Origin of the sequence: Mariprofundus ferrooxydans PV-1 (genome assembly GCF_000153765.1) — a bacterium.
GTDB classification, from domain to species: Bacteria; Pseudomonadota; Zetaproteobacteria; order Mariprofundales; family Mariprofundaceae; genus Mariprofundus; species Mariprofundus ferrooxydans.
On record NZ_DS022295.1, the window covers coordinates 1076531 to 1089062 of the forward strand.

Consider the following 12532-nt stretch of genomic DNA (forward strand, 5'->3'; position numbering starts at 1 on the left):
GGATGTTGGTATTACGTAGAAAAGTCGGACAGGTCATTCAAATCAATGACAACATCCGCATCATTATTCAGGACGTGCAAAACGAGCACATCGTACGCATCGGTATCGAGGCGCCCCCCGAAATCCCGGTGCATCGGATGGAGATTTACAACCTTATCCAGCAGGAAAATAAAGCTGCTGCCAGTGCCGGGGCGCTACAGTGGCTGAAAGGAGTAACCCATGAGTCCAGCAGTGATGACGAGAAAACAGCAGATGAGTGATATCATGCCGCGTAACAGCGGGGCATTTTATTTTCCGCAGGGCATGATCGGCTTCGGCGGTGCTCATGAATTCGGTCTGATCTACGAAGGTGTCGGCAAGATTGCCTGCCTGCAGTCGATAGATCACCCAGAGGCAGCCTTCCTGCTCACACCATGGGATGAGTCCCGTCTGGGCCCGCAGCCCGAACTAAACAGGGAGCAGATCCAGTGCATCGATGCAGAGGATGCAGAGAGCGTGCTGTGGATGCTGGTACTCAATCCGTTTGCAGATAAACAGTGGGTCACCGCCAACTTGAAAGCACCGGTTGCCGTTAACACGGAAAAACGCATCGGCCTGCAGTGTATTCGCTCCGAACCTGAACTGGATCTGCGCTTTCACTGGATGCCTCAGCCGGCCTGATCACCGCTTTTCATCAGTTATCAATAGGCTGCGCCCGAAAAGCGGCCACTTTCCGGCATAGCCGCAATCAATCAGCCCCACCCCTTTCCATTGTCTGAATTTACTCCTACACTGCAGTAAATCAGCGAAACAGCGTCAGGAGCAAGATTGAGAAAAAAGAACCCGTCGTGGACTGACCAACTCTCCCACTTGCTGGAAATGGACGTGGCCGACATTGCCAGCCTGCCGGCACTCTACCGCCATGCCACCCATCTGCTGCGTTTTTCCTATCGGGTGGCCGAACGCTTTATCGTCGACAAATGTATCCAGCGCGCATCGGCGCTGGCCTATGCCTCGCTGCTGGCCATTGTGCCGATGGTGGCACTCGGCTTTTCGATCTTCACCAGTTTTCAGGCCTTTGATGCGATCTCCGGTCATGTACGGGACGCCCTGCTGGGATACCTGATCCCCACCAGTCAGCAGGCTGTTGAGAACTATCTGGGAACCGTTACAGACAAAACCACGGCCATCTCCATCTTCGGCGTACTCGGCCTGCTGTTCACGGCCACCGCCCTGTTGAACACAGTTGAGGAGGCATTTAACACGATCTGGCGCATTACCCGCGCCCGCGCCTGGCTTTCCAAGTTCATCACCTTCTGGGCCACGCTGACACTGACTCCGATCCTCATCGGTGCATCGCTGAGTATCACCTCCTATTTCGCCGCCATGCCGCTGTTACAGCATGTGGCCGAGGGCGCCGGTTACCTCAGTCATATCCCCTTTCTGCTGCCGTGGATACTCTCTTCACTGGCGCTGACCACACTCTATGTGGTGCTGCCGAACACTACTGTCCCCTTCCGCTATGCCGTGGTTGGCGGTCTGGTTGGCGGCGCACTGTTTGAGTGGACCAAGATCGGCTTCACCTTTTATATCACCGAGATTGCCGACTACGAAAAGCTCTACGGCGCCCTCTCCACACTGCCGGTTTTTCTGATCTGGCTCTATCTGACATGGGTTGTGGTGCTGCTGGGGTCGGAAATAGCCTTCTGCATGCAACATCCGGAGCAGTCGACCCGACAGAGAAACCGCTTTATCAAGCCGGGGCTGCAACAGTTTTATTCACATCTGATCCTGTTGCGCGCGGCCCAGTCTCTGGAGCGTGGCGAAACCCTGTCATTGGCCACACTGCTTGATGAAACGGAAGTGCCGGAAAATATCCTGCAGGAGTGGCTGGATCGACTGAGCGAGCTGGAGCTGCTCCGGCGCACGGACACCGACGGCAAGCAGGCGTGGGTACTGGCGCAGACCCCCGACCAGCTGAATCTGATGACCGTATTCAAGCGGCTCAATGATGCCCCGATGCAGGTGCCCGAAGAGTGGGTTGAAAGCACACTTGGCCGCCAGCTGCTGGGGCTCTATTTTCGCATGCAGCGCGAGCATGCCGATATCCTGCAGCAGGTCACGCTCAGGCAGGTGATGACGCTGAGTAAAGAAGAGGAAGACGATGCCGCTGGCAAATGACAGCATGCGCGCATGACACATGCCCACCTGATCATCGCCGATTCCGAACATGATGCCGATATGCTCTATGCCAGCGGCATGTTTGTCCCCGACCCGTTTATCGCCATTGCACTGGATGGAGAGTGGCATGGCCTTTTTTCGCCACTGGAAGTGGATCGCGCCGCCAAAGTATCGCGTTTTGCCGGTGTGCATCTGGACACCCCGTGGCGCAACGCCGCCGAGATCAGGGAGTGGCCGGGGCTTGCCGGCTGCGCGGCGGCCTTTCTGGCCTCACACAACACCCGAAGCATCAGCGTGCCGGCATCATTTCCGCTACGCTATGCCGATCAGCTGCGCAGCTGGGGTTTTGAGGTCACGGCATCAGCCGGCGCCTTCTTTCCCGAGCGGGCTGTCAAAACCGCCACCGAAATCAAATATCTGGCGCAGGCCGAACGGCTGACACGCCAGTCCATGCAGCGAGGCGAGCAATATCTGGGCCGCTGCAGCATCGGCCATGACAACATCCTGCGCGATCCGGAGACCGGCAAGAAAGTGACATCGGATGATGTACGCCGGGCGATTGAAACCTTTTTGATCGGCAAGGGCGCGATGCCGGCCCATACGATTGTGGCCTGCGGTCGCCAGTCATCGGACCCGCATAATACCGGCAGCGGTTATATCCGTGCGCATGAGCTGATTATTATCGATATCTTTCCGCGCGTCCTTTCTACCGGCTACTGGGGTGATATGACCCGCACCTATGTCAAAGGCAAGGCAACGCCGGAGCAGAAGAAGATGTACAACACCGTGCGCGAAGGTCAGGACATCGGCCTCTCGATGATGGCCGCAGGTGTCGACAGTGTACAAATACACACGGCCATTACCGCCCACTTCGATGCACAGGGCTTTAAAACCGGCATGGTGCGCGGCAAACAGGGCGGTTTTTTCCACGGCACCGGCCACGGCGTCGGCCTGGAAATTCATGAGGGTCCGCGCGTCTCCACGCGCGGCGAAATCCTCAAGGCAGGCCATGTCGTTACCTGCGAACCCGGCCTCTACTACGCCCATATCGGCGGCGTGCGTCTGGAAGATATGGTCGTCATCCGCGACGGCGGCTGCGACAACCTGACCCGCTACAAGCGTCGCCTGGAAATCGCATAAATCAGCAGACAGGCAAGGCGTTGGGCAAATGAAGCTCCCGGGTGAAGAGGGTGACGCGCAGCTCCCCTGATAGCGTAAACCGACTCACACGGCCAGGCTAACTGGAAAAATTCTGCCCGATCTGGCACCATTACATCTCTATGAGTGAGACCCTGACCTACTTTGCCTACGGCTCGAACATGTCCAGCAAACGATTGCAGGCGCGCGTGCCTTCCGCCCGGCTCATCGGCACCGCCACCCTTACCGGTCACCGGCTCGCCTTTCACAAGTTCAGCCATGTCGATCTCTCCGCCAAGTGCGATGCATGCGAATCGGCCGATGATACGGACCGCGTGATCGGTGTGCTCTATCATCTGCCGCGCGCCGAAAAACCGGCGCTGGACAAGGTCGAAGGGTTGGGCATCGGCTATGATGAGAAACAGGTTCGGGTGCATGGCAGCGATGGCCATGTCGATGCATTCATGTATACCGCCACCCGCATTGATGATGCGGTCAAGCCGTTCCACTGGTACAAGCAGCATGTGATCCATGGCGCCCGGGAGAACCGGCTGCCGGATGCGTATCTGGCTTTTATCGACAGTTTTGAATCGATTGACGATCCCGACAATGAACGCCATGAGCGCGAGCTGAACATCTACGGAAGCACCCGGATGACGAAACCGGCCCGCAGATGATCGCAAGGTTTGGCAGTAATTTTCATCAAAAATGAGAGACCTGTCTCGATCCTGGACACTGACCATTTCGGCAAGCTGACCTATATTGAAGTCGGCGCCACCTGCGCAGACATTGAGACCTATATTCAACTTGGCGATGCCGTTGCTAAAACCAGCTGATTCATTTTATGGTTTATCCCGTATTTGCGGGAAATATGGCTAAAGAAAGCTTTTGGATCCCCGGTTTGCGATAGCTGATTTGGACTGCATCAGGCAGGCACATGGATGTGCCGAATCACAAAAAGGCAGGACAGCCGTTTGGACGAGCTTTAGCTCGCCCGCAAGGGTGAGACACATGGATGTGCCTAATCACAAAAAGGCAGGAGCCGTTTGGACGAGCTAAAAGCTCGCCCGCAAGGGTGAGGCACATGGATGTGCCGAATCACAGCGTCAAACTAATTCAATATAGAGCCTATCGCGCGGCGGGACAGCGCCGCTTGTTCCCCCCGCTAGCAGGTTGCCGAGACAAGTATAAAATCACGAGCTGGAGCGTGTAAGCGCGACCGTGATTTTATACGCTGGATCGGGGACCCGCAGGGCAAGCTGGTTCCGGGGTTCCCTTCTTTGGTACTTTCTTGGGAACGCAAGAAAGTACGAATATCGATCATAAACATCCCAACTCACTGTAACCGTTCAGCCAGACAGAGAGATAAAGTGAAACAGTCAGGTAAACTGTCCCGTTAACCACGATGCATCTGTTTTTTGGTTTTGCTGGTGGCCTCTGCGGTGAATGGGTCATCCGGCCAGTAGTGGCGTTTGTATTTTCCGCGCAGCTCTTTTTTCACATCGTGATAGGTGGTTTGCCAGAAGCTGTTCAAATCCTGCGTAACCTGCATGGGCTTACGCGCCGGTGAGAGTAGATGCATCGTCAGTTTGCACGCTCCGTTTAGCAGCGTGGGCGTATCAAACAGACCAAACACCTCCTGCAGTCTGACGGCAAGTACCGGTTGTTCGGGATCGCTGTAATCAATCGTGACCGCGGAGCCGCTGGGCACGCTGATGCGCTCCGGCGCCAACTGCTTGATCAGCTGCTGCTGTTGCCAGCTGAGCTGATTCAACAGCAGGCTATGCAGATCCAGATTGAAACACTGTTTGAGGCTGTTCTCATGGTTTAAGTGAGGCTGCAACCAATCCTCCAGCCTGTCGCTCAGCGCCTGCTCTGAAAAATCGGGCAGCGGCTGCTCGGCAAACATATTTTTTACAGCTGCGCTCTTATCCAGATGATGATGAATAAATTGCACGCGCTGTTGCAGGCTGCGTGCCTTACTACTCCAGTTCAGACACCCCACTCCCTGCTCTCTGATGGCCTGCAGCAAACACTGTTGCACCGCCTCTCTGCTGTCGCTGTGATGAACAGTGGATTCCTGCAGCATGATTTTACCGATGCGGCTGACCTGTTTGACCTCAACGCGTTGTGCCTCGTCATTCCACTCCACCCGCTCTTCCTGCTCAATGATTCCGGAAAAACAGGTCTGCAGCTGTTCGGCGCTGATATCTGCCGCCAGATAGATACTGGCTTCTCCCTGTCTGGCATCCAGATTGGCGACCACGAGGTATTCATGCAGGTGGTGTTGGATATAGGGCGGAATAACCGCGCCCTTACCGTTACTAAGCAGGTAACGTGCTTCATTGGGATTGCGGCGTTTGGCGATTCTGTCGGGATAGGCATAGGCCAGCAGTACGCCGCTATAGTGATGATCCGGTCGCTCCTTGTTTAAGCCTGCTTTGCTGCACTGTTTCACGCGCCTGAAAAAATCATCGGCGCTCTGCATGATGCGTTTACACTGCTGGTGATCGATGCCGTGATGGTTTGATTTTCCATGCAGCAGCACATTCAGCCTGTCATGGATGTCGGCAGATTTATCTGCATTAGCGAGAAAGATATCTTTCTCGCTGAGCAGGCTGGCAATCAGGCAGGCGTGATAAGCCTGATTCAGTTTAACAGCTGCCAGCATCATGTGCGCCAGACGCGGATGCGTGCCGAGCCTGAGCATATCGCGACCGTGCGCAGTGATGGTCCCCAGCCCATCGATTGCGCCGAGTTGTTGCAGCAGCGTTTTTGCCTGCTCTATCGCACCGTGAGGCGGCAAATCCATCCACTGCAGTTCATTAACATCAGTCACGCCCCAGTTGGCCAGCTCCAGCACCAGCGAAGTAAGATCGCTGTGCAGGATCTCAGGCGATGCATGTTTGAGCAGACGTGACTGCTGCGTCGCGCTCCACATACGATAACAGGTGCCGGCGGAGAGCCTTCCGGCGCGTCCGCTGCGCTGCACGGCCGAGTCCTGTGAAATGGCGCGGGTGGTAAGCCTGTTCATGCCCGAGGCCGGGCTGTAATCGAGCACGCGCTCCAGTCCTGAATCAATCACACAGCTGATCCCTTCAATGGTGATGCTGGTTTCTGCAATATTGGTGGCCAGCACAATTTTACGCATACCTTTATCGGCAGGTGCTGCGATAGCCAGATCCTGTTGCTGCTTCTTCAGGCTGCCATGTAGCGGTGCAATCACAATGTGCCTGATCGATTCGCGATCAAGGAGCTGTTTGATCTGTCTGGCCAACTGATTGATCTCTTTGACACCGGGCAGAAATACCAGGCAGTTGCCCTCGTGTTCATGGATGAATGTGTTGACCGTGTTGGTCAGGTCGATCATCAGTTGCTGCTGTGGATTACTGTTGCGCTGACGGATTGCGTGATCGAGATACCTGTTCTCAACAGGAAAGCTGCGACCTTCACTCTCAATGATCGGTGCGTGATGCAGCAGGCTCGCAACAGCATCGGTATGCAGTGTTGCCGACATCACCAGTATTTTCAGATCCTCGCGCAGGATCTGCTGGCTCTGCAAACAGAGTGCCAGCGACAGATCAGCATGCAGGCTGCGTTCGTGAAATTCATCAAAAATCACCAGCGCCGTGTTTGTCAGTTCCGGGTCAGCCTGCAACTTGCGCGTTAAAATGCCTTCGGTGACCACCAGTATCTTTGTCTTATCGCTAACGCAGCTATCCTGACGAATCTGGTAACCGACGGTTTCACCAACCTTCTCACCGAGCAGAAATGCCATACGCGCCGCCGCATTGCGTGCCGCGAGCCTGCGCGGTTCAAGCATGATGATCTGTCTGTCACCCAGCCAGCCCTCACCCAGCAGGGCGATGGGTACAGCGGTGGTTTTTCCTGCCCCCGGCGGGGCCTGCAGTACCAGACGATTGTGCGTGGTTAATTTCTCTTTGATCTCCGGCAGAACATCATGGATGGGAAGCAACGGCATGCGCAGATGATAACTTAAGTCAAAACAAAAACACTTTCAATGATTAGATCAGGCTCAAACTGTCCCTTTATTTTTTTAAGGGAAATCCGCAAAACAAGACTTGGCCCCGCCTACTTCAAGAGCTGCACGGCGGTGACTGCACAGCCGAGATTGAAGATCGCATCAGCAGGGGGACTCTTTTGTTGGGGGGCACTTTACTCTTCTGGCACGAGCAGTTTGTAATCGTCCTTCCTTAAGGCATCCAGCAGCGCATCAACTGTAGTTTTATCAATATCCATCGCCAGCAGTGTTTCTGAGCCCATCAACAGGCTAGCCTCCAGCGCCTCAGGGATAGCCCATGTAGCGCCGTATTTAATAAGCAGGTGCTTTGTATCCACATCCTTGGCTCTGGCAAAAACATTCAGCCCCGGATAAATATCCTTGATATGTGAAACTACCCGTACAGCATGCAGAGGAGAATCAACCGTAACAATCACCAGCCTTGCTTTTCCGAGGCCAATGGCCGAAAGCAGTGCCGGGTCACTCATATCTCCATAGTAAACAGACTTGCCCTTTTTCCTCTCTCTCAGAACAAGATCATGGTCACTGTCATAAGCCATATAAGGGATCTGGCTGAGCTCAAGCATATTTGCAACCACCTGCCCTACCCTGCCGAACCCGGCAATCACTACAGGTGCGAAATTATCTTCATCGGGAATCTCTCCAATCAAGTCACGCCCTGCAGGTGCTTTTGCGGCAATCATCTCGCCCAGCTTCACACAAAACGGCGTGAGTAGCATGGTAATAGAAATCACGGCAATACCTACAGCAAAGATTTCATCGCCGATCACGCCCAGCACTCTTGCCGCGCCAAAAAGTACAAAGCCGAACTCTCCGCTCTGCGAAAGAAGAAAAGACATACGAAAGGCATTGCTTCTGGAAAAACCAAAAGTCAGTGCCAATAAAAAGACAACCAGGATCTTGATCAGCATAATAACAAAGACATGCCGGGCGATCGTCCACGGATGCTCCATAACGATATTAAGATCCAGAGACATACCAACAGCCACAAAAAAGAGACTCATCAGGATGCCCTTATAGGGCTCGATATTGGCCTCGATCTGAATACGGTACCTGGAGTCGGAAAGAGTCATCCCCATCAGAAATGCACCCAGAGCCATCGACAGCCCTGCATGCTCCATAGCCCAGACGGCAAAGACGACCGAGAGCATCACTGTGAAGACAAATGCTTCCCGATTCCGGTCCCGGGCAAAACGGGAGAGTAGATATGGCACAATGTATTTCCCAACAGCAACGACCCCGGCGATCATACCCGCAACAAACAGAACCTCTTCCCAGACAGGGATATCATCAGGTAAAACACCACCTTCGGAGAAAAGCGGCGTAATGGCCAGAAGCGGAATAACCGCCAGATCCTGCATAAGCAGCACGGCAAAAGAAGCTGTCCCATAACGACTGGCGATTTCACCCCGCTCCTGAAGAATCTGAATGACAAAAGCTGTCGATGAAAGCGCAAGGGTAAGGCCAATCAACATTGCTACACCTGCCGACATAGGCATCGACCAATATGCATATGCGCCGATGACGATGCCCGAGAATACAATCTGCAGACTGCCTAAGCCGAAGACCTCCCGGCGCATAGTCCATAACTTGCCAGGCCTCATCTCCAAACCAATCAGAAAAAGCAGTAGCACCACACCAATCTCGGCAAAGTGGCGAAGGCTCTCCACCTGATCGGTCAGTACCGGACCCGGTGAGTAGGGGCCAACGATAATACCGGCAATAAGCAAACCCAGAACAGAACCCACCCCAAGCTTCTTCGATATGCCCACGGTAATCGAGACGGTAACGAGCAGGAATAGTGCGGAAAAAAGGATGGCATCAAAGCTCATAGTCGTATCCTCCCTACCACCAATTATTGCGCCTGAACGGATAAGCTCATCATTGTGCAAAGTGCGTGCAAGTCAATGCGGACGCGCTCTGTAATTTAATAGAGACAGCTGGGTCAGGCATGGGTATATGAGTTACCCCCCTGCCCCGGGATCAGACTGCTCAAAAAAGCGCGATCAACAGTAGTCATGTTTTTAGCCTCCTGTTCATGAGTAACAGGCTGTTTTAAAGGTAACCAGAATCGGTGGTCGCAGGCACTCAGAATCACTTTTAATAGTGGAAGATCTATTGGCAGCAGGTACGAGAAACCTATAATTGCCGCCATGTTGAGAAATAGCGCGATCAATACCACTGTTCGTCAGGCAAAAGCCTGTGATGCAGAGGCGATCAGTCATCTTGGCGGGGTTACCTTTGCCAGCGCCTATGGCGCGATTGTGCGGCCGGAGGACATGGCCGGTTATGTGGCAGATATCTTTGCGCCATCGCGAATTTCCGAAGAGATCGGAGCCTCCGATAGCGTCTATCTGGTTGCCGAAACCGAATCAGGCATCGTCGGTTATGCCAAACTCGCCATGACAGAGACACCGGAAATGGTTCCGGCAGGCTATCCGATCGAGCTGGTGCGCCTCTACCTTGATCATCGCTACTATGGCCGGGGAATCGGCGAAAAGCTGTTGAGTGAAATCTGTTCGAGGGTTGTTAAGGCCGGGCATCGTGGATTATGGCTGCGGGTATGGCAGAAAAATGAAGGTGCGATCCGATTCTATCGCCGCCACGGTTTCGAGATTGTCGGCAGCGAACCCTATTTTATCGGTGAGACGCCCAACCCCGTCGTTCTGATGTGCGCCGAGCTTGCCGCCCATGATGCCCCCACCGAGTAACCGGGTTCCTTTCTTTCAGGATTAAAATAAACTACTGTTCCTCTTCACCTTTTGCCTGGTCGGCAGAGAAGAAGGAAGGAGCTGCATTCATGCCGTTGGTTGAGCACACACCGTTGCCTGCATTTGAAAAATTACGTCAACGCGGTGAAAAGGTGCTGACGCACAAGCAGGCACTGCATCAGGATATTCGCGAGTTGCATGTTGGCCTGCTGAATATGATGCCCGACGCCGCCATGATCGCCACGGAGATTCAGTTCATGCGCCTGGTGGGAAGCTGCAACCAGATCGCCCAGTTTTATGTGCATCCGTTTACCGTCGAAGGGCTGCCACGCAGCAAAGAGACGCAAGCCTATATCGACAGCTATTACAGCAGCTTCGAGCAGATCAAGACGATGGGACTCGATGCCCTGATCGTCACTGGCGCCAATGTCTCCAACCCGTCGCTGGACCAGGAGCCGTTCTGGGAGCCATTGAAAGAGGTGATCGGCTGGGCCCGGGAGAATGTCACCTCGGTGCTCTGCTCGTGTCTGGCGACCCATGCACTGGTCAAACAGCTCTACAATATCGAGCGGCAACCGATGCCTGCCAAGCTGTGGGGCGTTTATCCGCATCGTGTGACCCATAACGAACATCCGCTGCTGCGCGATATCAATACCCGCTTCGATGTACCGCACTCCCGCTTTAACGCGATCCACAGGGAGCAGCTTGAGCGGGCGGGTCTGACGATCCTGATCGAGAGCGATGTTGCGGGGGTACATATGGCGGTCAGCCCCGATCAATACAGTCTGGTCTATTTTCAGGGACACCCCGAATACGACACCAACAGTCTGCTGAAGGAGTACAAGCGCGAGGTGAACCGCTATATCAGCGGCGAGCGCGCCGACTATCCGCCCGTGCCCGAGAGCTATTTCTGTGAAGATGCCGCCGAGATTGTCGAGCATCACCGTTTGCATGTGCAGAAGGCGATGCGAGAGGGCATTGCAACACCGCCATTCCCGGAGGCGCATATCGAGCCTCTGCTGGATAACACGTGGCGCGATACGACCAAGTCCATCGTCAATAACTGGCTGGGACTGGTCTATGAAAACACATCGCTTGAGCAGTTTCGCCCAACGACCTAGTACCCGAATTATAAAAATACCGCCTGAGTCAGGCGTAAGCCCATCACCGAACCTATAAGGAGCGTTCCATGAAAACAGAAACCATTGCCATCCATGCCGGCTACGAAACCGATCCGACCACCAAATCGGTGGCGGTGCCGATCTATCAGACCGTAGCCTACGAGTTCGATAATGCCCAGCACGGCGCCGACCTGTTCAACCTGGCCGTGCCCGGCAATATCTATACCCGCATGATGAACCCGACCAACGATGTACTGGAGAAGCGGGTGGCCGCACTCGACGGCGGCATCGCGGGTCTGGCTGTCAGTGCCGGCAGTGCCGCGATTACCTATGCGATTCAGACTATTGCCACAGCCGGTAATAATATCGTTACCGTGCCGATGCTTTATGGCGGCACCTACACGCTGTTTGCCCACATGTTGCCGGGTCAGGGCATCGATGTCCGCTTTGCCGAAAACGACAGCCCTGAGGCGCTGGAGAAGCTGATCGACGAGAAAACCTCGGCGATCTACTGCGAATCGATCGGTAACCCGGCCGGCAATATTGTTGATCTGGAGGCGATCTGTGCCATGGCCGACAAGCATGGCGTGCCGGTGATTGTCGATAACACCGTGGCACCCTCGCTGATTCGTCCGATCGATTATGGTGCCGCGATTGTGGTCTATTCGCTGACCAAATATATGGGCGGTCATGGCAATTCGCTGGGCGGCATGATTGTCGATTCGGGCAAATTCCCGTGGGCCGAACATGCCGAGCGTTTCCCGATGCTTAATCAGCCGGAACCAGCCTATCACGGCGTGGTCTATACCGAGGCGCTGGGCGAGGCGGCATTTATCGGTCGCGCCCGCACCGTGCCGCTTCGCAACACCGGCTCGGCACTGAGCCCGATGAACGCCTTCCTGATTCTGCAGGGCATTGAGACCCTGACCCTGCGTATGGAGCGTCACTGCGACAATGCCATGGCTGTCGCCAAACACCTGCAGAATCACCCGGCTGTGAATTGGGTACAGTATGCCGGCCTGCCCGATTCGCCGTATCACGCGCTGGCGCAGAAATACTGCAATGGGCGTCCGTCGGCACTGCTCACCTTTGGCGTGAAGGGCGGCTTTGAAGTAGCTGAAAAGTTCTATGATGCACTGGGCATGTTCAAGCGGCTGGTGAATATCGGCGACACCAAGTCTCTGGCAGCGCACCCGGCATCCACCACGCATCGCCAGTTGACCGAGAGTGAGCTGAAAACTGCCGGCGTGACACCGGATATGATCCGTCTATGTATCGGTATTGAGCATATCGACGATATCATTGCCGATATCGATCAGGCGCTAGCCACAGCAACTGCCTGAAGAGCTTCCGGAAGACCG

Annotated in this window: 11 protein-coding genes; 9 read left to right on the forward strand and 2 right to left on the reverse strand. The window is 54.7% G+C overall.

The window, feature by feature from the left end:
- Nucleotides 1-2: 2 nt before the first annotated feature.
- From SPV1_RS11860 to SPV1_RS14540, 6 genes are all read left to right on the forward strand, one after another.
- Nucleotides 3-260: a carbon storage regulator gene (locus SPV1_RS11860; RefSeq protein WP_009851456.1), complete on the forward strand. Its 258-nt coding sequence runs from the start codon at nt 3-5 to the stop codon at nt 258-260.
- The gene (gene fliW / locus SPV1_RS11865) at nt 220-660 is read left to right on the forward strand and encodes a flagellar assembly protein FliW (protein ID WP_231288393.1); all 441 of its coding nucleotides are present in this window, start codon (nt 220-222) and stop codon (nt 658-660) included. Before SPV1_RS11860 ends, fliW begins: the two co-directional genes overlap by 41 nt.
- 147 nt (nt 661-807) lie before the next feature.
- Nucleotides 808-2160: a YihY family inner membrane protein gene (locus tag SPV1_RS11870; RefSeq protein ID WP_040881868.1), complete on the forward strand. Its 1353-nt coding sequence runs from the start codon at nt 808-810 to the stop codon at nt 2158-2160.
- A 12-nt stretch (nt 2161-2172) separates the two neighbouring features.
- Nucleotides 2173-3300 carry a M24 family metallopeptidase gene (locus tag SPV1_RS11875; protein ID WP_009851459.1) on the forward strand — a complete coding sequence of 376 codons (1128 nt, stop codon included), beginning with the start codon at nt 2173-2175 and terminating at the stop codon, nt 3298-3300.
- A gap of 140 nt (nt 3301-3440) precedes the next feature.
- Nucleotides 3441-3974, forward strand: a complete 534-nt coding sequence (locus SPV1_RS11880) for a gamma-glutamylcyclotransferase family protein (RefSeq protein WP_009851460.1) — start codon at nt 3441-3443, stop codon at nt 3972-3974.
- Nucleotides 3975-3983: 9 nt separating this feature from the next.
- On the forward strand, nt 3984-4133 hold the full coding sequence (locus SPV1_RS14540; protein ID WP_009851461.1) for a hypothetical protein: 150 nt from the start codon (nt 3984-3986) through the stop codon (nt 4131-4133).
- Nucleotides 4134-4693: 560 nt separating this feature from the next.
- Here SPV1_RS14540 and hrpB read toward each other — a convergent pair.
- Both hrpB and SPV1_RS11890 read right to left on the reverse strand, forming a co-directional pair.
- Entirely contained in the window at nt 4694-7279 is a 2586-nt protein-coding gene (gene hrpB, locus SPV1_RS11885; RefSeq protein WP_009851462.1) for an ATP-dependent helicase HrpB, read from the reverse strand.
- A 194-nt stretch (nt 7280-7473) separates the two neighbouring features.
- The gene (locus SPV1_RS11890) at nt 7474-9171 is read right to left on the reverse strand and encodes a cation:proton antiporter domain-containing protein (RefSeq protein WP_009851463.1); all 1698 of its coding nucleotides are present in this window, start codon (nt 9169-9171) and stop codon (nt 7474-7476) included.
- Nucleotides 9172-9492: 321 nt separating this feature from the next.
- On the opposite strand from SPV1_RS11890, the gene SPV1_RS14030 reads away from it, so the two are divergent.
- The 3 genes from SPV1_RS14030 to SPV1_RS11905 all read left to right on the forward strand — a co-directional run bounded on the left by SPV1_RS14030 (nt 9493) and on the right by SPV1_RS11905 (nt 12514).
- Nucleotides 9493-10050, forward strand: coding sequence for a GNAT family N-acetyltransferase (locus tag SPV1_RS14030; RefSeq protein WP_009851465.1), 558 nt, complete (start codon nt 9493-9495; stop codon nt 10048-10050).
- 89 nt (nt 10051-10139) lie between these two features.
- Entirely contained in the window at nt 10140-11171 is a 1032-nt protein-coding gene (metA, locus tag SPV1_RS11900) for a homoserine O-succinyltransferase MetA (RefSeq protein ID WP_009851466.1), read from the forward strand.
- Nucleotides 11172-11239: 68 nt separating this feature from the next.
- Nucleotides 11240-12514 (forward strand): O-acetylhomoserine aminocarboxypropyltransferase/cysteine synthase family protein, encoded by a 1275-nt coding sequence (locus tag SPV1_RS11905; protein WP_009851467.1) that lies wholly within the window; start codon nt 11240-11242, stop codon nt 12512-12514.
- Nucleotides 12515-12532: the final 18 nt, after the last annotated feature.

Coding starts and splice junctions, on each gene's coding strand:
- SPV1_RS11880 (WP_009851460.1), top strand. CDS start 3,441: ATGAGTGAGACCCTGACCTACTTTGCCTACGGCTCGAACATGTCCAGC.
- SPV1_RS11890 (WP_009851463.1), bottom strand. CDS start 9,171: ATGAGCTTTGATGCCATCCTTTTTTCCGCACTATTCCTGCTCGTTACC.
- hrpB (WP_009851462.1), bottom strand. CDS start 7,279: ATGCCGTTGCTTCCCATCCATGATGTTCTGCCGGAGATCAAAGAGAAA.
- SPV1_RS14030 (WP_009851465.1), top strand. CDS start 9,493: ATGTTGAGAAATAGCGCGATCAATACCACTGTTCGTCAGGCAAAAGCC.
- fliW (WP_231288393.1), top strand. CDS start 220: ATGAGTCCAGCAGTGATGACGAGAAAACAGCAGATGAGTGATATCATG.
- SPV1_RS11875 (WP_009851459.1), top strand. CDS start 2,173: ATGACACATGCCCACCTGATCATCGCCGATTCCGAACATGATGCCGAT.
- SPV1_RS11860 (WP_009851456.1), top strand. CDS start 3: ATGTTGGTATTACGTAGAAAAGTCGGACAGGTCATTCAAATCAATGAC.
- SPV1_RS11905 (WP_009851467.1), top strand. CDS start 11,240: ATGAAAACAGAAACCATTGCCATCCATGCCGGCTACGAAACCGATCCG.
- metA (WP_009851466.1), top strand. CDS start 10,140: ATGCCGTTGGTTGAGCACACACCGTTGCCTGCATTTGAAAAATTACGT.